This window comes from Nocardioides sp. Root140 (genome assembly GCF_001426745.1).
GTDB lineage: Bacteria > Actinomycetota > Actinomycetes > Propionibacteriales > Nocardioidaceae > Nocardioides.
In genome coordinates this window covers 1202521-1223564 of record NZ_LMFI01000010.1, presented here as the reverse complement: position 1 = coordinate 1223564, position 21044 = coordinate 1202521, and the positions used below count along the sequence as shown (strand labels likewise).

The window sequence follows — 21044 nt, the reverse complement described above, 5'->3', positions numbered from 1 at the left end:
ACAAACGTCAAGCAATTCGAGGCAAATGTCCTTGACAATCGTCAAGATTGGGTAGGGACACTTCCGAACGGCACCGATACGATGAGCCCGTGACGGAGACGGTGGGAAAGAAGCGGGGCACGCCCCGCACGCGTGACGAGAAGTACGACGAGCGGCGTACCCAGCTCGCGGAGTCCGCGCTGACCACCCTCGGCGAGCTCGGCTATGCCCGCACTTCGCTGCGCGAGATCGCCCAGCACTCGGAGTTCTCCCACGGAGTGGTGCACTACTACTTCAACAGCAAGGCCGACCTGATCATCCACTGCGTCCGCTACTACAAGACGAAGTGCTCGAAGCGGTACGACGACGTCGTCGCCACCGCCACCACCGGTGACGAGCTGGTCGCCGGCTTCATCGACAAGCTGGTCGAGACGCTGCGTGACGAGGCGCCCATGCACCGCCTCTGGTACGACCTGCGCGGTCAGAGCATGTTCGAGGAGGAGTTCCGCGAGCAGGTCAAGGTGATCGACGGGCTGCTCGAGGACATGATCTGGCGCATCGTCACCCGTTACTCCGAGCTGACCGGCGCCGAGCCGGCGTTCACCCCCGCCACGACGTACGCCATGGTCGACGGCGTGTTCGTCAGGGCGCTGCTGGCCCACGTGCACGGCGAGGAAGACGCACTCGAGACCCTGCGCGCGCAGACCCTGTCGATCCTCCCGGCGCTGTTCCGCTCCTGAGCCCGTGAGCTGGCCGCGGCCTACTGGGCCGCGCTCTCCAGGGCGTTGAGCCGCTCGACCGACGCCTTCGCGAGCGGCTGGATGCGGGACAGCACGTCCGGTCGCTCCCCGAACGCGGCGATGGTGATGATCTCGTTGCCCGCCCACACGACCGTGTACGTCGCCACCTGCGGATAGCGCTTGCCGTCGTAGGTGTAGAAGCCCTTGCCGGTCAGGCTGGACTGTCCGTCGGCGGAGACGTCGAGCGAGTCGTCGTACGTCAGGTCGACCTGCACCCGGCCGTGCTTGTCACGCGTGCGGACCTTCGTGCAGGCCTTCATGTGCTGGTCGATCTTGCCCCAGGTCAGGAGGGCGGCGTCGTTGTCCGACTCGTCGGTGGTGTCCGACTGGTCGAAGGACGCGACCGACGCGAAGATGCTGGTGTACTGCTGGGTCTTCGAGGAGCCGTTGAAGACGATCTCGCGGTAGTTGTCCGGGGTCCCGAAGTCGTCGATGTCGTCGATCCTGGCAAGACAGCCGAACGAGTCGTTCTCTGGCGACTTCTGGGTGCGCTCCTTGAACTCCGGGCCCACGTCGGAGGCGTTGACGAGGACCTCGGCGAGCTGGTCGTCGTCCAGCGGCTCGTCGGGGTTGTACGGCGGGATCGCCGGGTCGCCCATCGCCGCGCCGAGGTCCTTCGGCGGGTCCGTCTGGTCGCCGCAGGCGGTGAGGGTCAGCATCGTGGCGGCCAGCAGCGCCACCAGTCCCCGAGTAGTCATGGCGGCAGGCTACCCGCCGGACGGCTTCTTCAACCCCGGCTCAGGCGTCCGCGCCGCCGAGCAGGTCGGCATACTCCTTGCCGATCGGGTAGTCCTCGAGGACCCCGGCATCTGCCGGTTGGTCCTCGCCGTCGAGGGCGGCCGTCAGCCTGTCGACCACGACCTGTACGACGTCGCGTCGGGCCCGGTCGATGTCGCTGGCCATGTCGACGAACATCACCAGCGAGACCGCGGTGTCGACGCGCACGGCCGTGAACGACAACGAGATCGGGAGCTCGACCCCCGAGACCGTGGCGTGGCCCTCGGCCAGCACGTTGATCTGCTGGTTGACGCCGTCCGCCCAGGCCACCCGGTCGGAGTCGACGTCGAACTGCCAGCGGGTGTCGTCCTCGGTGGTGTCGACCTTGTCGCAGTCGTCGACCTGGGAGCCGAGCTCGCTCAGCAGCGCGCGGGCCTGCTCGGCGTTCTCGGCGTTGGAGATCACGTGGAAGACCGCGGGCATGCCCGGGTCGGCGCTGGCCTCGATCTCGACCTCGATGTCGTCGCCGTCGTCGTCCTTTTCGGTGGCGTCGTCCTTGAAGTCGAGGAGGCAACCCCAGTCGGGACCGTCGCCGTCATCGTCGTGGTCGTCGTCGTCAGGCGAGATCTTGAAGTCCGGCCCGAGGTCGTCCGCGGTGAGCAGGGCCTTCGCGAGGTCCTTGTCGCTGATGCCTGCGTCATCACCACCACACCCACCGAGCAGCGCAGCACTCAGGGCGAGGACACCGACGACGGCGAGCGAACCGATACGGCGGCGGGTGTCTGACACGTGTGTAAGGGTAGCCCGCGTGAGCCTCCGCATTCATCGCGCCGAACGGACGGACCTGCTGGCGTCCGGCCTGGCCGACCTCCTGTCGGAGCCGCTCCCGGACCCCTTCGCGCAGGAGATCGTCGTGGTGCCGGCCCGTGGCGTCGAGCGGTGGCTCACGCAGCGGTTGTCGCACCGCCTGGGCGTCGGCGCCCGCGGCGGTGACGGGGTCTGTGCGGGTGTGCGTTTCCTGAGCCCCCACTCGCTGGTCTCCATGCTGCTCGGCCGCGACCGGGACGACCCGTGGGACCCGGATCGCCTGGTCTGGACCGTGCTCGAGGTGATCGACGCCAGCCTCGACGAGACGTGGTGCGTCACCCTCGCCACGCACCTCGGTCACGGGGTCGGTGGTGCCGAGGGTGAGCTGCGCCAGAGTCGTCGCTATTCGGTGGCTCGACGGATCGCCGGCCTCTTCGCGTCGTACGCCGTGCAGCGGCCGCAGCTGCTGACCGACTGGCGCGACGGCGACGACACCGACGGCTGCGGTGGTCCGCTCGACGGCGACCTGGCCTGGCAGGCGGAGCTGTGGCGGTGCGTCGTGGCGGCCAAGGACATCGCGCCACCCGACGTCCGCCATGTGGAGACCCTTGCCGCCCTTCGCGCCGGAGGCGACGGACTCGACCTGCCCGCCCGGCTCTCGTTGTTCGGCCACACCCGCCTGCCGCGGACCGAGGCGGAGCTGCTCGGTGCCCTCGGTGAGCTGCGCGACGTCCACCTCTGGCTGCCGCAGGCATCGACCTCGCTGTGGGACGACCTGGTCGAGGTGTCGGCGGCCGGACCCGTGGCGCGCACCGCGGACCGCTCGGCCGAGCTCGTGCAGGACCCCCTGCTCGCCTCGCTCGGCCGCGACTCCCGCGAGCTCCAGCGCACGCTCGCGCTCGTGCCGGCCGACGACGAGCCGCCTGTGGGCACCCTGCCGGCGAGCGACTCGATCCTGGGTCGGCTCCAGGCCGGCCTGCGCGGCAACGCGTTGCCGGATCCCGTGCCGGGCCTGGTCGACTCCACCGTGCAGGTGCACGCCTGCCACGGCCCGTCGCGGCAGGTCGACGTGCTCCGCGAGGTGCTGGTCGGGCTGCTCGCCGACGACCCGACGCTCGAGCCCCGCGACATCCTCGTGATGTGCCCCGACATCGAGACCTACGCCCCGCTGATCCAGGCCGGCTTCGGCCTGGGCGAGGTTGCCGGCGGCAAGGGCCACCCGGCGCACCGGCTGCGGGTGCGCCTGGCCGACCGCTCACTGGCCAGCACGAACCCGCTGCTCGCGGTCGCCGCCCGGCTCGTCGAGATCGCCGGCGGCCGGGTCGCGGCGACCGAGGTGCTCGACCTGCTCGCCAGCCCGCCGGTGCGGCACCGCTTCGCGGTCGATGACGACGACCTCGACCAGGTGGCGCGCTGGGTCGAGGCCTCCGGCATCCGCTGGGGCATGGACGCCGCCTCGCGGGCCGACTACGCCCTCGAACGCTTCGGCCAGAACACCTGGCGGGCCGGCCTCGACCGCGTGCTCCTCGGCGTCGCGATGGCCGAGGGCGAGCACACCTGGCTCGGCGCGGCCCTGCCGGTCGACGACGTCTCCTCGGGCGACATCGACCTGGTCGGCAGGTTCGCCGAGTACGTCGACCGCCTCGAGGCCGTCTTCCTCGCGATGGCGGCGGCCAGCACCGTCGACGACTGGGTGGGTGCCCTCGGTGACGGTGTGCTCGCGCTCACCGACGTGGAGCGCGACGACGCGTGGCAGGTGGCGCAGTTCGAGCGCGAGCTGGCGATGATCCGTGACGCGGTCGGCGACGGCGACACCACCCAGCTGCGACTGGCCGACGTGCGCAACCTGCTCACCCACCGGCTCTCCGGGCGGCCCACCCGCGCCAACTTCCGCACCGGCACGCTGACCGTCTGCACGATGGTGCCGATGCGCTCCGTGCCGCACCGGGTGGTCTGCCTGGTCGGCCTCGACGACGGAGTCTTCCCGCGCACCGGGCACGTGGACGGCGACGACGTGCTGGCCCGCAACCCACAGACCGGCGAACGCGACGCCCGCAGTGAAGACAGGCAGCTGCTCCTCGACGCCGTGCTGGCCGCGACCGAACGACTCGTGGTCACCTACACCGGAGCCAACGAGCAGACCGGCGCCGTCCGACCTCCGGCGGTGCCCCTGGGCGAGCTGATCGACGCGGTCTCGCGGATCGCGCCCGACGCCGACCTCTGCGTGCACCACCCGCTGCAACCCTTCGACCGGCGCAACCTGGTGCTGCCCGGGCTCACCGACCCGGAGCGCACCTTCACCTTCGACACCGCCGCCGAGGCCGGGGCCCGGGCCTCGCTGGCCCCCCGTTCCGCGCCCGGGCCGCTCGTGACGGAGCCGTTGGCCGCCCGGCCGACCGACAACGTGTCGCTGGCCGACCTCCAGCAGTTCTTCACCCACCCCGCGCGCTCCTTCCTGCGGCGCCGGCTCGACGTGGCCTCACCGCTCGAGGCCGAGGAGACCCGCGACGCGATCCCGATCGAGCTCGACGGCCTGGAGAAGTGGGGCGTCGGTGACCGCCTGCTGAGCGACGTGCTCGACGGGCTCGACCCGGTCTCGAGCATGACCGCCGAGCAGCTGCGCGGCCTCCTCCCTCCCGCACAGCTGGGGCAGCGGACCCTCCGTGCGGTCGTGACCGACGTGCAGGCACTCGTGCAGAAGACCGACCAGCTTCGCCAGGGCAGCCCGCGCAGCCTCGACGTCGACGTGGACCTCGGCGACGGACGCCGGCTCACCGGCACCGTGCCCGGCGTGCGCGGCAACCGGATCGTCAGCGTCACCTACTCCTCCCTGCGCGCCCGGCAACGGCTCATGTCGTGGATCAACCTGCTCGCCCTCAGCGCATCGCACCCCGACGAGCACTGGGTCGCCTCGGCGGTCGGCAAGGGCAAGGCGGGTCCGGCCCACGCACTGGCCGGGCCGCTGGACCACCGCGCGGTCGAGTGGCTGCGCGAGCTGGTCGACATCCACGACCGCGGGCTGCGCGAGCCGATCCCGTTGCCCCTGCGCACCGGCCTTGCCTACGCCGAGGCCAGCGTGCGCTCACGCATGGGCGACCCGAAGGACCCGGTCGAGATCGCCGACCGCGAGTGGCAGACCGACCGTGGCCGCGCGTTCGCCGTACCCGGCGAGCACGACGACCCCGCCCACGTGAGGTTGTACGGCGAGCAGGCGGCGATCTCGGTGTTGACCGGGGCGCCGCGGGCCGACGAGGACTTCAACGACGAGCCGCACCGGTTGGGCCAGTTCGCGTGGCGGGTCTGGTCGCCGTTGCTGACCGGGGCCGAGAAGGTGGGGCCGCTGTGAGCGACCTGTTCCACGAGGACCTCGAGGCCTTCGACATCACCGACCCGCTGCCCACCGGCACCACCCTCCTGGAGGCCAGTGCCGGCACGGGCAAGACCTGGACGATCGGCGCCCTGGTCACCCGTTTCGTCGCCGAGGGGGAGGCCCGGCTCGACGAGATGCTGGTGGTCACGTTCGGACGAGCCGCCAGCCAGGAGCTGCGCGAGCGCGTGCGCGGGCAGCTGGTCGAGGCCGAGCGCGCGCTGTCGACGCCCGACGCCGCGCGGGAGGCCAACGACCTGGTCGACCTGCTGCTCACCGGCAGCGCCGAGGAGGTCGCCGTACGCCGACACCGGGTGCGCGAGGCGCTCGGATCGTTCGACGCGGCCACCATCGCGACCACCCACCAGTTCTGCCAGCTGGTGCTGCGCAGCCTGGGGGTGGCCGGCGACACCGACTCCAGTGCCCGGTTGGTCGAGGACCTCGACGACCTGCTGATCGAGGTGGTCGACGACCTCTACCTGCGTGGCTTCGCGGACGCCGAGGACGGCCCCCTCTTCAGCCGGTCGGAGGCCCTCGAGCTGGCCCGCGCCGCGGTGAACGACCCGCAGGCCCGGCTCGAGCCTGCCGAGGCGGAGCGCACCACCGGCGCCGGCCGTCGGGTCGGTTTCGCGACCGCGGTGCGCGCCGAGATGGACCGCCGCAAGCGCCGGCTCGGGGTGCTCAGCTATGACGACCTGCTCTCCCAGCTGGCCCACGCGCTGACCGCGGACGACGCCCCGGCCCGCGCCCGCATGCGCCAGCGCTGGAAGGTCGTGCTGGTCGACGAGTTCCAGGACACCGACCCGGTGCAGTGGCAGGTGCTCGACCGGGCGTTCACCGGCCACGCCCGCATGGTGCTGATCGGCGACCCGAAGCAGGCGATCTACGCCTTCCGTGGGGGCGACGTGGTCACCTACCTGGCCGCCGCGGCGACCGCCACGACCCGCAAGACGCTGGCCACCAACTGGCGCTCCGACCAGCCCCTGCTCTCGTCGTTGCAGGCCGTCCTCGAAGGTGCCGAGCTCGGCGACCCGCGCATCGTCGTACGACCTGTGGGGGCAGCGTCCTCACATCAGGACCAACGCCTGGTCGGTGCCCCCGACGACACCCCCTTCCGGGTGCGGGTCGTGCGCCGCGAGCAGTTCCGGGCCAAGGGAAACCGGGGTGTGGCGGTCGGCCGGATCCGTCCGCTGATCGCCCAGGACTGCGCCCACGACATCAAGAACCTGCTCACCTCCGGCGCGACGTACGACGGCCGCCCGATCGAGCCCGGTGACGTGGCCGTGCTGGCCCACACCGGCAAGTCGCTGCAGATGGTGCGCGAGGCATTGCACGAGATCGGTGTGCCCGCGGTGGTTGCCGGGGGCGGCAGCGTCTTCGGCACCCCGGCTGCGGTCGAGTGGCTGACCCTGCTCGAGGCGCTCGAGCAACCGCACCGTTCGAGCCGGGTGCGCAGCGGTGCCCTCACGTCGTTCCTCGGTCGCTCGGCAGTCGAGCTCGACACGGTCCCCGACATCACCGACGACGTGGCCGCGACGATGCGCGAGTGGGCCGAGCTGTTCAGCCTGCGTGGGGTCGCCGCGGTCATGGAGGCGGCGGTGATCCGCGGACTCTATGCGCGCGTGCTCGCCCGGGTCGACGGCGAGCGCCACCTGACCGACCTGCGCCACGTCGCGCAGGCGATGCACCAGGCGGCGCTGGTCGACCGGCTCGGCCTGGTCGCCCTGCTCACCTGGTTGCGCGCGCAGATGGCCGACGACAAGGTGCAGGTCGCTTCCGAGCGCACTCGTCGCCTCGACAGTGACGCCGCGGCGGTGCAGCTGGTCACCATCCACGGCAGCAAGGGGCTCGAATATCCCGTCGTGCACCTGCCGTTCGTGGCCGACAGGTACTCCTTCGATCCCTCCATCCCCTTGTTCCATGCGGAGTCTGACGAACATCGCTCGATCGACGTCGGCAAGGACGGACCCGGTCGCGGGGCCAACGTGTCGCGCGCCCGGGCGGAGGACCTCGGCGAGTCACTGCGACTGCTCTACGTCGCGATGACCCGCGCCAAGTCACAGGTCGTCACGTGGTGGGCGCCGTCCAACAACGCGAAGACCTCGGCGCTGCACCGCATGCTGATCGGCCGTGGTCCCGGCACCAGCGTGGTGCCGGCCGACGTGGCCCTGTCCGACGACGACGCCACCCAGGCCTTCTTCGACGCCTGGCAGCAGCGCGGCGGGCCGAGCTGGGCACCCGCGGTGCCGGCCCAGCTGGCCGCCGCCGAGCTGGCCCGGCCGTCCGACGAGCTCTCGGCACGCTCGTTCGGCCGCACCGTCGACACCCACTGGCGGCGGACGTCGTACTCCGCCCTGAGCAGTGTCGAGACCGCCGAGCCCACCCTGCCCGGTGTCGGGAGCGAACCCGAGGAGACGCCCCGAACCGACGAGCCCGACGCCATCGAGCCGGTGCCCGTGCGGCACGGCGACGGGCCGGAAGTCCCTTCACCCATGGGCGACCTGCCGGTCGGCGCGACCTTCGGCTCCCTGGTGCACGCCGTGCTCGAGACCGCCGACCCGTCGGCCGAGGACCTCGTCGCCGAGCTGCGTGAGCGGGTGGTCGAGCAGCTCGTCCGGTGGCCGGTCGACCTCGACGCGGCTGCGCTGGCCGAGGCCCTGAAGACGGTGTGCGAGAGCCCGCTCGGCCCCCTGGCCGGGCCGGTCACGTTGCGCGACATCCCGATGACCGACCGGCTCTGCGAGCTCGAGTTCGAGCTCCCGCTCTCCGGCGGCGACGAGGGCGATCTGCCGGGTGCGCCGGTCACCCTCGGCGACATCGCGCCGCTGCTCCGGCGACACCTGTCCGCCGAAGATCCACTGCTGCCGTACGCCGACGCGCTGGCCGACCCCAACCTCGGCGGCCAGGACCTCCGCGGCTACCTCACCGGATCGGTCGACGTCGTGCTCCGGGTCGGTCCGACCTTCCTGATCGTCGACTACAAGACCAACTGGCTCGGCGGCTTCGACGAACCGCTGACCTCCGCCGACTACCGGCGCGAGGCGCTCGAGGCGGCGATGGGCCACTCCGACTACCCGTTGCAGGCACTGCTCTATGCCGTGGTCCTGCACCGTTACCTGCGGTGGCGCCTGGCCGACTACGACCCGGCGACCCATCTCGGGGGCGTGCTCTACCTCTACCTGCGCGGCATGTGCGGCGCCGACACCCCGTCGTACGACGGCCATCCCACGGGCGTCTTCTCGTGGCGCCCGCCGATCGACCTGGTCACCGACCTGAGCGACCTGCTGGACGGAGCCCGCGCATGACGACCTCAGACCTGGTCGACGGCTACGACCGGCACCTGGCCCGGCGTTCCGACGGCCTGTTGCGGGCGTTCAACGACGCCGGTGTGCTGACCGCTGCCGACGTGCACGTGGCCAACCGGCTGGGTGCGCTCGGCGGTGAGCCCGACGAGACCGTGCTGCTCGCGGTCGCCCTGGTCACCCGCGCCGTGCGCCACGGGTCGGTCTGCCTGGCGCCGGCCGACGCCGCAGAGATCGACCCCGAGCTCGACTGGCCCGACGTCACCGCGTGGGTCGCGGCGATCGAGGCGAGTCCGCTGGTGGCGGCCGGCGTGCTGCACTGGGAGTTCGGGCTCCTCCACCTCGACCGCTACTGGCGCCAGGAGGTGCAGGTCTGCGACGACCTCGTGGCCCGGCGCGCGCTGCCCGCCCCCGTCGTGGACGAACCCGCCCTCACGGCCGCGCTGGCCCGGGTCTTCCCCGACAGCGGGTACGCCGAGCAGGCCGCCGCCGTCGACCGGGCTGCCCGGCAGTGGACCACCGTCCTGACCGGCGGACCCGGCACCGGCAAGACCACGACCGTTGCCGGACTTCTCGCCGTGCTGATCGAGCAGGCCGAGTCCAACGGCCAGCAGGTGCGCATCGCGATGGCGGCCCCGACCGGCAAGGCCGCGGCCCGGCTCCAGGAGTCCGTGCAGGCGGAGACCGCCAAGCTTCCCGCAGAGGACCGGGCCCGGCTGGCCGGCCTCACGTCGTCCACGCTGCACCGCCTGCTGGGCTCGCGCCACGACAACGGCACCCGCTTCCGGCACCACCGCGCCAACCGGCTGCCCCACGACATCGTCGTCGTCGACGAGACGTCGATGGTGTCGCTGACGATGATGGCCCGGCTCCTCGAGGCCGTGCGTCCCGAGGCCCGGCTGGTCCTGGTCGGCGACCGTGACCAGCTCGCCTCCGTCGACGCCGGTGCGGTGCTCAACGACCTGGTGCTCGGGCTGCCTGACGACGGCACCGTGATCGCGCTGCGCGACAACCACCGCTCCACCGAGCAGATCATCAGGCTGGCCGAGGCGCTGCGCGACGGGCGCGACGACGACGCGGTGGCCGCCCTGCAGGCGGGCTCGGGCTCCGGCGAGGTCACTGGCTCCGGCTCCGGCGAGGTCGAGTTCGTCACCGCCGAGGACCCGGCCAGTGCCCTGCGCGCCACGATCACCGACGCCGCGCTCGCCGTACGTCGTCATGCGGAGGCGGGTGACGCGGAGGCCGCCCTGACCGCGCTCGACGAGCACCGGTTGCTCTGCGCCCACCGTGAGGGGCCGTACGGCGTACGCCACTGGAACCGGCAGGTCGAGGCCTGGCTCTCCGAGGTGACCGGCGACCCGCTCTACGACACCTGGTACGTCGGGCGCCCGGTGCTGGTGACCGCCAACGACTACGGGCTCGGCGTGCACAACGGTGACACCGGGGTCGTGATCCGTCGTGCGTCCGACGGCGCGCTGAGGGTCGTGCTGCGGGGCGCCGAGGGGCTGCTGGACTTCGCGCCGAGCCGCCTCGACGCGGTCGAGACCATGCACGCGATGACGATCCACAAGGCGCAGGGCAGCCAGGCCACGGTGGTCACCGTGCTGCTGCCCGACGAGGAGTCCCGGCTGCTGACCCGCGAGCTATTCTACACCGCCGTGACCCGTGCGAAGGAGAAGGTGGTCGTGGTCGGCAGCGAGGCCGCCGTCCGTCTCGGGGTGGCCAGGCGGGCGGTGCGGCCGAGCGGTCTGCAGCAGAGGCTGCGCGCGGCAGACCCGGGTGTGGACCTATAGTCGCCCTGAATCGGAATCGGCCCTGCGGCCACGACAGTGAGGAATCCATCATGCGGACCCCCAACAAGGCCGTGGCGCTTGTGGCACTCGCGGCGCTGGCTCCCTTCGGACTGGCCGGCTGCGGCGACGACTCCGGCGACGACTCCGACGGCGGCAGCAAGAGCTTCGCCGACCAGTCGGCGGAGGAGATCAAGGACGCGACCATCAAGGACATGCAGGACGTCTCCTCGCTGACCATGACCGGCAACTTCACCAACGACGGCCAGGAGACCGCGCTCGACCTCACCACCGACGTCGACGGTCGCTGCACCGGCACGATGACCATCAACGGTGGCCAGGCACAGATCATCTCGACCGGCACCGACTCCTTCCTGAAGGCCGACGAGGCCTTCTGGACGGCCAGCGCGGGCGACACTGCTCCGCAGATCATCGCCGTGCTGGGCGACAAGTGGGCCAAGCTCCCTGCGGACAACGACTTCGCGGAGGTCTGCGACCTCGACCAGATGCTCGACGAGTTCAACGACACCGACGACGACAAGAAGGCGACGGTCGGTGACGTGACCGAGATCGACGGGCAGGACGCCGTCGAGATCAAGTCGGAGGACGAGAACGGCGAGTCGAGCACTGCGTGGATCGCCGTCGACGGCAAGCACCACATCCTCAAGCTCAGCACCAGCGAGGGCGACGAGCCCGGTGAGTTCACGTTCACCAACTACGACGAAGAGGTCGACGCTCAGGCGCCCGCCGACGACCAGGTCGTCCCGCTCGGCTGATCCCGGTGCGGTGACCCCAGGGGTGTGCTGACGGCACCATTTCGCCCGGGTCCTTGGTGCGAACGCACAGGGCGCAGTCCGGTTACCAGCAGGTAGGATCGGGCGCATGAAGCGCACCATCTACGACGCCGACCACGATTCCTTCCGCGCCTCCGTGCGCGAGTTCCTCGAGCGTTCCGTCATCCCGAACGTCGAGGAGCACGCCGCCAACAAGGCGCTGCCGCGCGAGTTCTGGCTCGAGGCCGGCAAGCAGGGATTCCTCGGCCTCTCCATCCCCGAGGAGTACGGCGGCGCCGGCGCCGACGACTACCGCTTCAACGCGGTGCTGTTCGAGGAACTCAACAAGGTCAACGCGGCCCTGGGCTCCTGCCTCGGCATCCACGCCGACATCACTGCGCCGTACCTCGTCGAGCTGGGCACCGAGGAGCAGAAGCAGAAGTGGCTCCCGGGCGTGGCCGCCGGTGAGGTCCTGCTGGCCATCGGCATGACCGAGCCGTCCGGCGGCTCCGACCTCGCCGGGCTGAAGTCCACCGCCGTGCGCGACGGCGACCAGTGGGTGATCAACGGCTCCAAGACCTTCATCACCAACGGCTACTCGGCCGACCTGGTGATCACCGCCGTACGCACCTCGCCTGAGAAGGGTGCCCGCGGCATCACGTTGTTCGCGATCCCCGCCGACGCCGACGGCTTCAGTCGCGGCCGCAAGCTCGACAAGGTCGGCCAGGACGAGTCCGACACCGCCGAGCTGTTCTTCGAGAACATCCGCCTCGGTGACGACCACATCGTCGGTGAGCTCGACGGCGGGTTCATCCACATGATGCAGAAGCTGCCGCAGGAGCGGCTCGGCTGCGCCATCTCGAACGTCGCGCACGCCAAGCAGATCCTCGAGGAGACGCTGCAGTACACCAAGGACCGCAAGGCGTTCGGCCAGGGCATCGGTTCGTTCCAGCACAACAAGTTCCTGTTGGCCGAGCTGTTCACCCAGATCGAGGTGGCCGAGTCCTACATCGACCAGTGCGTCGTGGCGCACGACAAGGGCGAGCTCTCGCCGATCGACGCCGCCAAGGCGAAGTGGTGGTCCTCGCAGGTGCAGAACGACGTGCTCGACCACTGCGTCCAGCTGCACGGCGGCTACGGGTTCATGAACGAGTACCGCGTGGCCCGCGCCTGGCGCGACGCCCGCGTCTCCAAGATCTGGGCCGGCTCCAACGAGATCATGAAGGAGCTCATCGGCCGCGATCTGGGGCTGTAGTTCTCGATACTCCCTGACGTTTCGGCCCCTGAATGGCGATAGTCCCTGACGTTCCGGTCCCGCGAGGGGCCGAAACGTCAGGGACTATCGCGTCCTGAGGGCCCAAACGTCAGGGACTATCGTGATTTGGGTGAGGGTGTTCGTGGCGGTGGTGCCGCCGGCGGAGGTGCTCGAGGACCTCGAGGAGTTCCTCGAGCCGCGGCGTGAGGCGGCCGACTTCCGGTGGACCGTGCCCGACCAGTGGCACCTCACCCTGGCGTTCAGTCCGGCCCTGGCCGAGCGGCACCTCGACGACCTGGTCGAACGGCTTGGTCGCGCCGCGCACCGGCGTACGCCGTTCGACCTCCGGATCGCCGGCGGCGGAGCCTTCCCGGGCCCTGACCGGGCGCGCGTGCTGTGGGCAGGCGTGGAAGGCGATGATGCCGCCCGCATCGAGCTGGACCGACTGGCGACAGGGGCCCGCGCCGCAGCGGCGAAGGCCGGAGCCGAGGTCGACGGCGGGCGGTTCCGGGCACACGTCACGCTGGCCCGCCTGGGCCGACCGGCGGAGGTCTCCAACTGGGTCCGCCTGCTCGATGCGTACGCCGGCCCGACCTGGACCGCGCACGAGATCACCCTCTTCGAGTCCCATCTCGGGGAGGGCCCGCGACGCCGACCGCGCCATGAAGCGGTGGAGGTGTTCCCCCTCGGGAGGAAAGCCAGCGCGTGAAACGGCAATGTTGCCGAAACACCGGGCCGATACAGTCGAGTCATGCCGTTCCTGCTCCGTGTCGAACTGCCTGACGTCCCCGGCTCACTGGGACGGTTGGCGACCACGATCGGTGAGGCCGGCGGTGACATCGAGGCGATCGAGATCGTCGAGCACCGCCACGACGGCACCGCGGTCGACGACGTGCTGCTCGAGATGGCGCCGGGGAGCATGCCCGACTCGATCGTTTCGGCGTGCAACCAGCTCGACGGCGTGCAGGTCGTGTGGATCTCGCGCTACGCCGCGGGCGGCAACCTGGTGCTCGACCTCGAGGCCGTCGAAGAGCTGACCTCGCACCCGACACAGGCACTGAACCGCCTCGTCGACCTGCTGCCCCTGACGTTCCGGGCCGACTGGGGTGCGCGCGTGCGTCGTACGCCGGACGGGGTGGTCCGTGTGCACGGCACCCCAGCGGCACCCGACACCGTCGAGTGGCACGACGTCGACCGGGCCACGATCGTGCCCTCGGGCGACGAGAACAACCTGCTCGCGGCCGCGCCGTTGATGTCGGACGAGCTGATCCTGATCGGACGCCGCGGCGGACCCGACATCCTCGAGTCGGAGCTCGCCCGCCTCAGCCACCTCGTCGGCCTGGCCGTGAGCATCTCCCGCTCCTAGGGCACGGTTGGCTCAGACCCGTTCGAGCAGGAACAGCGGGATCTCGCGGTCGGTCTTCTGCTGGTAGTCGGCGTACGGCGGGAACGCGTCGACCGCGCGTGTCCACCACTCGGCACGCTCGTCGTCGGACGCCAGGCGGGCGACGTACTCGTGCGGCTCGGGGCCGTCCTGCAGGTCGACGTGAGAGTCGGCGACGAAGTTGTGGAACCACTCGGGGTGCTCGGGTGCGCCGCCCTTGGAGGCGACGGCCGCGTAGACGCCGTCCTTCTCGACCCGCATCACCGGGTTCTTGCGCAGCTTGCCGGACTTGTGGCCGCGTGAAGTGATCACCACGATCGGCCGGCCGTCGGCAAGCGTGTTCGCCTCCTCGCCGCCGGAGGCCTCGTAGGCGGAGACCTGGTTGCGGACCCATTCGGCAGCGCTGGGCTCGTACTCACCTTGAAGTGTCATGCCTCTACAACAGCACGGGCGGAACGCGCATTCCACGGGGCCGATAGCCTGCGCGCATGAGCGCGATCGACGGAGTCTCCGAAATCTTCGATGTCGAGGCGTGGGACGTGGTGCCCGGCTTCGACGACCTGACCGACCTGACCTATCACCGCGCGAAGGCGCACGGCACCGTGCGGATCGCCTTCGACCGCCCCGACGTGCTCAACGCGTTCCGGCCGCACACGGTCGACGAGCTGCTGCGGGTCCTCGAGCACGCGCGCACGTCGGCCGACGTCGGGTGCGTGTTGCTGACCGGCAACGGGCCCAGTGAGAAGAACGGCAAGTGGGCCTTCTGCACGGGCGGCGACCAGCGGATCCGTGGCCGTGCGGGTTACGAGTACGAGACCGACGGCCACGTCGACGCCGGTGCCCCGCCGAACCCGATCGACAAGGCCAAGCTGGGTCGCCTGCACATCCTCGAGTGCCAACGGCTGATCCGCTTCATGCCCAAGGTCGTGATCTGCCTGGTCAACGGCTGGGCGGCCGGCGGCGGCCACTCCCTGCACGTGGTCTGCGACCTCACCCTCGCCTCCCGCGAGCACGCCCGCTTCAAGCAGACCGACGCCGATGTCGGCTCGTTCGACGGCGGCTTCGGGTCGGCGTACCTCGCCCGGCAGGTCGGGCAGAAGTTCGCCCGCGAGATCTTCTTCCTCGGTGACGAGTACGACGCCGAGGAGATGCACGCACTGGGTGCGGTGAACCGGGTCGTCGACCACGCCGACCTCGAGAAGGAAGCCCTCGAGTGGGGCCGCAAGATCAACCGCAAGAGCCCGACCGCCCAGCGGATGTTGAAGTACTCCTTCAACATGATCGACGACGGCCTGGTCGGCCAGCAGCTCTTCGCCGGCGAGACCACCCGCCTGGCCTACATGACCGACGAGGCCGTCGAGGGTCGCGACCAGTTCCTCGAGAAGCGCGACCCCGACTGGTCCGAGTTTCCCTGGTACTACTGATCGCCGCCGGTGGTTGAGCCTGTCGAAACCCGCAGGTCAGAGGTCTGACGGTCCTCGTCTTCCAGCAGGTAGATGGTGGCGAGGAGGGTCCGAATCTCGCGCTCATCGGACATCTGCTGAATTTGACGCACGATCTGAGCTAGGACGGGTGGGGCCGAGCCTGGCGGCGAAGTACCCCACACGGGGACTCTGCTTCTCGATGAGTGGGAGAGGGCACGACTCCAGTGTCAGGCGTTGCTTGGATGTGACACGGATGAGTCGAATCCTCGAAGGGACGTTGAAGTGGACCTGCTCGAACGCGCAGCGCATGTCGTCTTGATCTCCGACTTGGTCGCCAGGTTGGCCCAGGCGGCCGACCTCGGAACGCTTGAGGAGTACGGCGCGCTGCTTGCAGAAGACTTCACCTGGGAGATGCCTGCGTCGCCGGACATCGACCTTCCAGCCCAAGTCCGAACCGGCCGCGAGAGTGCCCTCATCGGCGCGCAGGAAAGACGCGATGCCGGGATCCAGGGCCCCGGAACAGGAACGTTCCACGTCATCACCACCGTGTCCGTCGACCCGGGACCCGACGAGGCAACGTCCATGGCGTACTGGCACTACTACACGCATGGCCGGGAGATGCCCGCACTGCAATCGATGGGCGTCTACCGCGACCGGTTCGTGCAGATCGATGGGACTTGGCTCATTGCGTCCCGACAGATCAGTCGACCCTGACCCACTCAGACGCAGCTCTGGGTCACATGTTGCTGCGATCCGTCAACACCCGAAGGGGATGACCATGTCCACGTCGAACACGCCCGGTGCAATCATCGTGACCGGTGGCACCGGCGGCATCGGTGCCGCGATCTGTCGCAAGCTCGCAGCCCCCGGCGCCAGAATCGCACTGACCTATCGCAGCCGCACCGATGCGGCAGACGCATTGGTGGAGGAGCTCCGATCCCTCGGTGCGACCGCGCGCGCCGACGCCATCGATTTGCAGGATCCCGAGGCGACGGCGGCCTATGTCAAGGATGTCGGTGAAGGTTGGGACGGTGTGCGCACCGTCGTGCATTCCGCTGGCCCCCACATTCCGATGATCCATCTCTCCAAGGTCAGCCCGGGCCAATTCGGTCAGGCGCTCAACGCCGAGGTCGCGGCGTTCTTCAATCTGATCTCGGCGTCGCTGCCGGCGCTGCGTTCCTCCTCAGGGACCGTCGTTGCCGTGACGACCGCTGCCACCTCGCGCTATCCCGTCCGGGACGGCATGTCTGCCGGTCCCAAGGCTGCCGTCGAATCGCTGGTGCGTGGCTTTGCCGCCGAGGAGGGTCGGTTCGGGGTCCGGTTCAACAGCGTCGGTCCCGGCATGCTCACCGACGGCATGGCAGAGCGCCTGATCTCGAGCGGGGAACTCGAGCCGAGTGCCTTGGAGATCACGCGTGGCAACATCCCCCTCCGACGTTTCGGTGTTGCTGACGACATCGCCGAGGCCGTTGCCTTTCTGGTCTCGGATCGCGCGAACTTCATCACCGGGCAGAAGTTGGACGTTGACGGCGGGTACGGCGTCTGACGCGCTCACCCTCGGTGATCGAGAGCGGGAGACTGGGAGAGCGGTGAGCAAGGCGAAGGTCTTGGTGGTCGGCGGCACCGGGCTGATCGGCTCGTGGGCGGCGGTGGAACTCTGGGACCGCGGCCACCAGGTGACCCTTGGTGCGCGGGCTTGCCGCCGAGGAGGGACGCTTCGGGGTCCGTGCGGGGTCGCCCACGCGCACGACGCCATCGCACGTCCCGTGCGTGACGCCTTGACGGGTCAGGGGCTCGCACCTATTGTCTGAACATGTTCAGTGAACGTGTTCATTCAAGGATGGTCGCACCGTGGTGACCCGCGACGAGCTGCGACAGGCCACCCACGACAAGGTGATGGCGTCCGCGGAGCGGCTGTTCCGCGAGCGCGGCTACCGGGCGACGACGGTCCGGGACATCGCGACGGACGCCGGGGTCAGTGTCGGCAGCGTGATGACTGTGGGCGACAAGGCCCAGCTGCTCGTCGCGATGTTCGACAGGTCGATCGAGCAGATCCACGTCGGGCGCAGGCGTGACGGCGTTCCGGAGGCCCCATCGGGGCCCGGCGGCAACCCGGCGGATCGCATTCTCGAGGTCGTCGCACCCTTCCTGGAGATCTTCGCGGAGGACGCCCAGCTGTCGCGCGAGTACAGCGCCATCCTCACGAGTGGTGATCACGACTCGGCTCTCTTCCACGGCCTGGCGGACGACCTCGTTCGCGAGTTCTCCGTCGTCCTGCAGGAGTCCGGGATGGGCTCCCAGGACGTTCCGGTCGCGGCGAAGGCGATCTACTTCGCCTACCTCGGCGCGATCCGCGCCTCCGCCGCCAGGGGAGGCGTCGCCGCTGAGCAGTCGCTCGAGGACATGCACGCCGTCTTCACCTACATCGCAACCCCGAGAGGAAAGTGATGTCCGTGCTTCCGGAGCCCTGGTGGCCCACGACGCTCCTCGCCGCAGCCCTGTTCGGTGACGCGATCCTGTCGATTCGCCCGCCGAAGTTCATCCGCGACTGCCTGGACGGCGTGAACCTCCCACGCGAGTGGTGGTGGGTGCTGATCTGCGTGAAGCTCCTCGCAGTCGCTGGACTGCTCATCGGCATCAAGGTCGAGGGCGTCGGTCTCGCGGCGAATGTCGGTGTGATCGCCTACTTCCTGGCGGCAACATACGCGCACGTCAAGGCAAGGTTCCTCAAGCAGGAGTTCTGGCTCAACTGCCTGGGGATGCTGCTCTTTGCCGTTGCGGTCCTGCTGTACTCATTCGTCCTCTGAGCCTTGTACACACGGGTTTGTGTGTCGCGGGTGCGCGGTACGGTGAAGACGAAAATGCCCACCCCGTGTTTTGGAGATTTCTCGGATGTCATTCCACGACCAGCTTCATCGCTATCTCGAGCAGGCAGAACAGGAGATGCAGGAGAACGAGCGGAAGCTAGGCGAGTTCCGCAAGATCGAGCCGCAGCTCGCCGAACTGGTCGGTGAGGGGTTCGGGGCCGAGGGCAAGGTCCGGGTGACCTGGACCCAACGCGGCATCCAGGACCTCGAGTTCGATCCGCGTGCCCTTCGGCTGACGTCCGGCATCCTCTCGCGCGAGGTCAAGGCCGCGATCGCGGAGGCCGTGGAGCACCTGCGCGACCAGACCATGGAGATCGTCAACAACCTGGGCGTCAAGACGCCGGAGATGCCCGACCCCGAAGAGGCGCAGAGGCAGCTCGGTCGGTTCCGCGAGGAGATGATGGGCGCGTTCCGCCTCAGCGGCGAGGAGCTCGACCGGGTGGCCCGGCTGCGGCAGCAGTACAACCCGTCGAAGCGGGGCGACCGTCCCGGCAGCGCCGGCTGAGGTACGGCGATGTCCTACCCGCCACCGCCGCCTCAGTGGCAGGGCGGACCACCCTCGACGACCACGACCGGCGCCCCGTACGGCGAACCCGTCTCCGGCCTGCGTGCCTGGACGGCGGGGCTGCTCGACTGGATCGCCCTGGCCGGTTTCTTCGTGTTCTGGCTCGGCCTCGGGATCCTTCTCGCTGAGTCCGACGACGATCGCTCCACGCTGTTCATCGGACTCGGCATCGGCATCGGGATCCTCGGTGCCGTGGTCTGCCTCTTCGTCGAGGCTCGGCTGGCAGTCAGGCACGGCTCCACGGCAGGGCATTTCCTGCTGGGAGTTCGACGCGACCCGGCTGTCTCCATCGGCTACATCGTCGCCCTCGAGTCATTCCTCGAGTTCTGGTACGACACCGTCCTCGGCACGCTGAGTCGGCTGTTGGACCGCGTGTTCCCGAGCCGCCGAGACGGAGCGGCGGCAGGCACCGGCCTCGTCCGCGACCCACGGTCCCAATCGGCCGGCGGTCGATGTGCGCGCGTCGTACTCGCCCTCTTGATCATCGTGTCGCCGGTGCCGCTCGTGCTCGCGATCCTGGCCTGAGCCCCGACCACGCAGGAGCCCCGACCACGCAGGAGCCCCGGTCCACCGAAAGCTCGGTGGACCGGGGCTCCCACTGTCGCAGTCAGCCGCTGTAGGGACCGCTGTCCGGCTTGTCCTCGCCGAACAGGATGTCGCCGCCCTTGTTGCCGGCGTCCTCGGCGTGCTCGCCCAGGTGATCGTCGACCCCCTCCTGGATGGGGTCGTTGTTCTTCCCCAGGTAGTCCTCCGGGTTCGCAATCCGGTTGCCGAGGTCGACCGGCCACGGGCTGAGTGCTTCGATGCCGCTCCCGGCCAGGTTCTTCACGCCCTGCTCGATGGTCATCTCGACCGTGGCCCGGGCCAGGTCGGTCCACGCATCCTCGTCGCCGTGGCTCTCCTGCTGTCCGGCATTGATGAGGGCCCCGCCGACAATGCCGGCAGCCGCCGCAGACAGGACTCCGAGGAGAACGTAGGAGCCGATCTTGAGGCTGCGGTTGCAGGCGACCGCCGTGGCCAGGCCTTCGGCGTAGATGACCTCGGACGGGCCGAGGTTTCCGACGATGCTGGCGACGGCCGCGTAGAAGAGGCTCGCGTTGGCGAACTGGATGACGCCCACGATGCTGCAGCCGAGGGGCCAGGCGCCGAGGGGCACCACGCCGGCGACCAGGGACCATCCCACGATGGTGGCGAACAGTTCGGCGTCCCCGATCTGCTGGGCCAGCTCACCGAGCTCCTTGTTGAACGCCTCGCGGTCGTCACCCGACCACTGGTCCGACGTGAGGCTGGAGGTGAGCTGCTCCAGGCGCGAGCGGGCCTGCGAGAGCTTGTCCGCGGCATCGAACCACTTGTCGGCTGCCTCGCCGACCGCGAAGGGCGCGCCCAGCCCGTCACTCATGATCCAGGCAGTGCCGTTGTTGAACTTGAGGCCCGGGTTCTTGTTGAGCCCGCCGAGCGTTCCGCGCCGCTTGACGATGCCGTGACGGCCGAGGGTTCCACCGTCGCCGATCGCCGGGAACGACTTGGCGGCTTGGGTGAGGGCAAGGTCCGCGACGATGGACAGGGGTGGCGGGAGCACGTTGATCGGGAAACAGCCTGCGTAGATGCAGAACCCTTGGTTGACGCGGACGGCTGCCTCTACTCCTGCGTCGACGCCTTCGCCGATGCTCACATTCGCTCCTCAGTCGTTGGGGTGGTGGTGTGCGGGGTCAACGGATGACTCGTACGGTCGAGGCTTCCTCGGCCTCTTCCCACTGGTCTGCGGTCCGGTTCAGGCGGCGCTGGATCGAGGCGACCTGGGCGGCCTGCTCGTAGGCATCGTTGCCGGCGTACTCGATGGCGCCGAGGAAGGCGTAGGCCAGCGGCTGGCCCGAAGGGCTGAACGCATCGGCCTGGGTGTCTGAGTCGGAAATTGACTGCTGTGCTGCAGCCAGGAGGGTGATGACATCGTCGAGCTCGGTGGCCAGTCGCCGCAGGGACGGCGGGTCGACACGGACTTCTCCGCTCATGGGGA

General features: G+C 69.6%; 20 protein-coding genes. 15 read left to right on the top strand and 5 right to left on the bottom strand.

Annotated features, from left to right (window positions below):
* The first annotated feature begins 89 nt into the window (after positions 1-89).
* Positions 90-719 (top strand): TetR/AcrR family transcriptional regulator, encoded by a 630-nt coding sequence (locus ASD30_RS16130; RefSeq protein ID WP_056683516.1) that lies wholly within the window; start codon positions 90-92, stop codon positions 717-719.
* Between the two features lie 20 nt (positions 720-739).
* On the opposite strand, the gene ASD30_RS16125 is transcribed toward ASD30_RS16130, so the two are convergent.
* A complete protein-coding gene (locus tag ASD30_RS16125; RefSeq protein ID WP_156388742.1) occupies positions 740-1477 on the bottom strand; it encodes a hypothetical protein in 738 nt (245 codons plus the stop codon).
* A gap of 40 nt (positions 1478-1517) precedes the next feature.
* Positions 1518-2285 carry a hypothetical protein gene (locus tag ASD30_RS16120; RefSeq protein ID WP_056683509.1) on the bottom strand — a complete coding sequence of 256 codons (768 nt, stop codon included), beginning with the start codon at positions 2283-2285 and terminating at the stop codon, positions 1518-1520.
* A gap of 19 nt (positions 2286-2304) precedes the next feature.
* On the opposite strand from ASD30_RS16120, the gene recC reads away from it, so the two are divergent.
* The 7 genes from recC (at position 2305) to ASD30_RS16085 (ending at position 14156) form a co-directional block, all read left to right on the top strand.
* Positions 2305-5649: an exodeoxyribonuclease V subunit gamma gene (recC, locus tag ASD30_RS16115; protein WP_056683506.1), complete on the top strand. Its 3345-nt coding sequence runs from the start codon at positions 2305-2307 to the stop codon at positions 5647-5649.
* Positions 5646-8975 carry a UvrD-helicase domain-containing protein gene (locus ASD30_RS16110; protein WP_235532601.1) on the top strand — a complete coding sequence of 1110 codons (3330 nt, stop codon included), beginning with the start codon at positions 5646-5648 and terminating at the stop codon, positions 8973-8975. Before recC ends, ASD30_RS16110 begins: the two co-directional genes overlap by 4 nt.
* A complete protein-coding gene (gene recD / locus ASD30_RS16105) occupies positions 8972-10765 on the top strand; it encodes an exodeoxyribonuclease V subunit alpha (RefSeq protein ID WP_056683503.1) in 1794 nt (597 codons plus the stop codon). The genes ASD30_RS16110 and recD overlap by 4 nt, the downstream gene beginning before the upstream one ends.
* Before the next feature lie 50 nt (positions 10766-10815).
* Complete coding sequence (locus tag ASD30_RS16100; RefSeq protein ID WP_056683500.1) at positions 10816-11538, top strand: hypothetical protein; 723 nt, start codon at positions 10816-10818, stop codon at positions 11536-11538.
* 106 nt (positions 11539-11644) lie between these two features.
* Positions 11645-12790 carry an acyl-CoA dehydrogenase family protein gene (locus tag ASD30_RS16095; protein ID WP_056683497.1) on the top strand — a complete coding sequence of 382 codons (1146 nt, stop codon included), beginning with the start codon at positions 11645-11647 and terminating at the stop codon, positions 12788-12790.
* Between the two features lie 130 nt (positions 12791-12920).
* Positions 12921-13499 (top strand): RNA 2',3'-cyclic phosphodiesterase, encoded by a 579-nt coding sequence (gene thpR / locus ASD30_RS16090; RefSeq protein WP_056683494.1) that lies wholly within the window; start codon positions 12921-12923, stop codon positions 13497-13499.
* A gap of 42 nt (positions 13500-13541) precedes the next feature.
* Positions 13542-14156 (top strand): ACT domain-containing protein, encoded by a 615-nt coding sequence (locus tag ASD30_RS16085; protein ID WP_056683490.1) that lies wholly within the window; start codon positions 13542-13544, stop codon positions 14154-14156.
* Between the two features lie 12 nt (positions 14157-14168).
* On the opposite strand, the gene ASD30_RS16080 is transcribed toward ASD30_RS16085, so the two are convergent.
* Positions 14169-14606 carry a nitroreductase family deazaflavin-dependent oxidoreductase gene (locus tag ASD30_RS16080; RefSeq protein WP_056683487.1) on the bottom strand — a complete coding sequence of 146 codons (438 nt, stop codon included), beginning with the start codon at positions 14604-14606 and terminating at the stop codon, positions 14169-14171.
* Positions 14607-14662: 56 nt separating this feature from the next.
* On the opposite strand from ASD30_RS16080, the gene ASD30_RS16075 reads away from it, so the two are divergent.
* The 7 genes from ASD30_RS16075 (at position 14663) to ASD30_RS16045 (ending at position 19555) form a co-directional block, all read left to right on the top strand.
* Positions 14663-15598, top strand: coding sequence for a 1,4-dihydroxy-2-naphthoyl-CoA synthase (locus ASD30_RS16075; protein ID WP_056683483.1), 936 nt, complete (start codon positions 14663-14665; stop codon positions 15596-15598).
* Between the two features lie 282 nt (positions 15599-15880).
* Positions 15881-16312, top strand: coding sequence for a nuclear transport factor 2 family protein (locus ASD30_RS16070; protein ID WP_056683480.1), 432 nt, complete (start codon positions 15881-15883; stop codon positions 16310-16312).
* 64 nt (positions 16313-16376) lie between these two features.
* The gene (locus tag ASD30_RS16065; protein WP_156393673.1) at positions 16377-17144 is read left to right on the top strand and encodes an SDR family NAD(P)-dependent oxidoreductase; all 768 of its coding nucleotides are present in this window, start codon (positions 16377-16379) and stop codon (positions 17142-17144) included.
* Between the two features lie 305 nt (positions 17145-17449).
* Positions 17450-18046 (top strand): TetR/AcrR family transcriptional regulator, encoded by a 597-nt coding sequence (locus tag ASD30_RS16060; protein ID WP_056683474.1) that lies wholly within the window; start codon positions 17450-17452, stop codon positions 18044-18046.
* Positions 18046-18405: a DoxX family protein gene (locus ASD30_RS16055; protein WP_056683471.1), complete on the top strand. Its 360-nt coding sequence runs from the start codon at positions 18046-18048 to the stop codon at positions 18403-18405. Before ASD30_RS16060 ends, ASD30_RS16055 begins: the two co-directional genes overlap by 1 nt.
* 85 nt (positions 18406-18490) lie before the next feature.
* Positions 18491-18970, top strand: coding sequence for a YbaB/EbfC family nucleoid-associated protein (locus ASD30_RS16050; protein WP_056683467.1), 480 nt, complete (start codon positions 18491-18493; stop codon positions 18968-18970).
* A 9-nt stretch (positions 18971-18979) separates the two neighbouring features.
* Positions 18980-19555: a hypothetical protein gene (locus ASD30_RS16045; RefSeq protein WP_056683465.1), complete on the top strand. Its 576-nt coding sequence runs from the start codon at positions 18980-18982 to the stop codon at positions 19553-19555.
* Positions 19556-19637: 82 nt separating this feature from the next.
* Here the strand turns inward: ASD30_RS16045 and ASD30_RS16040 are convergent, their stop codons facing one another.
* Together ASD30_RS16040 and ASD30_RS16035 are read right to left on the bottom strand one after the other, a co-directional pair.
* The gene (locus tag ASD30_RS16040) at positions 19638-20702 is read right to left on the bottom strand and encodes a hypothetical protein (protein WP_056683462.1); all 1065 of its coding nucleotides are present in this window, start codon (positions 20700-20702) and stop codon (positions 19638-19640) included.
* A 37-nt stretch (positions 20703-20739) separates the two neighbouring features.
* Positions 20740-21039: a type VII secretion target gene (locus tag ASD30_RS16035; RefSeq protein WP_056683459.1), complete on the bottom strand. Its 300-nt coding sequence runs from the start codon at positions 21037-21039 to the stop codon at positions 20740-20742.
* Positions 21040-21044 lie beyond the last annotated feature (5 nt).

Bases quoted from the DNA above. Each gene is read 5' to 3' on its own strand.
- ASD30_RS16100 (WP_056683500.1), top strand. From the start codon at position 10,816: ATGCGGACCCCCAACAAGGCCGTGGCGCTTGTGGCACTCGCGGCGCTG.
- ASD30_RS16065 (WP_156393673.1), top strand. From the start codon at position 16,377: ATGTCCACGTCGAACACGCCCGGTGCAATCATCGTGACCGGTGGCACC.
- recD (WP_056683503.1), top strand. From the start codon at position 8,972: ATGACGACCTCAGACCTGGTCGACGGCTACGACCGGCACCTGGCCCGG.
- ASD30_RS16125 (WP_156388742.1), bottom strand. From the start codon at position 1,477: ATGACTACTCGGGGACTGGTGGCGCTGCTGGCCGCCACGATGCTGACC.
- ASD30_RS16050 (WP_056683467.1), top strand. From the start codon at position 18,491: ATGTCATTCCACGACCAGCTTCATCGCTATCTCGAGCAGGCAGAACAG.
- ASD30_RS16080 (WP_056683487.1), bottom strand. From the start codon at position 14,606: ATGACACTTCAAGGTGAGTACGAGCCCAGCGCTGCCGAATGGGTCCGC.
- ASD30_RS16075 (WP_056683483.1), top strand. From the start codon at position 14,663: ATGAGCGCGATCGACGGAGTCTCCGAAATCTTCGATGTCGAGGCGTGG.
- ASD30_RS16035 (WP_056683459.1), bottom strand. From the start codon at position 21,039: ATGAGCGGAGAAGTCCGTGTCGACCCGCCGTCCCTGCGGCGACTGGCC.
- ASD30_RS16055 (WP_056683471.1), top strand. From the start codon at position 18,046: ATGTCCGTGCTTCCGGAGCCCTGGTGGCCCACGACGCTCCTCGCCGCA.
- ASD30_RS16085 (WP_056683490.1), top strand. From the start codon at position 13,542: ATGCCGTTCCTGCTCCGTGTCGAACTGCCTGACGTCCCCGGCTCACTG.
- ASD30_RS16095 (WP_056683497.1), top strand. From the start codon at position 11,645: ATGAAGCGCACCATCTACGACGCCGACCACGATTCCTTCCGCGCCTCC.
- ASD30_RS16045 (WP_056683465.1), top strand. From the start codon at position 18,980: ATGTCCTACCCGCCACCGCCGCCTCAGTGGCAGGGCGGACCACCCTCG.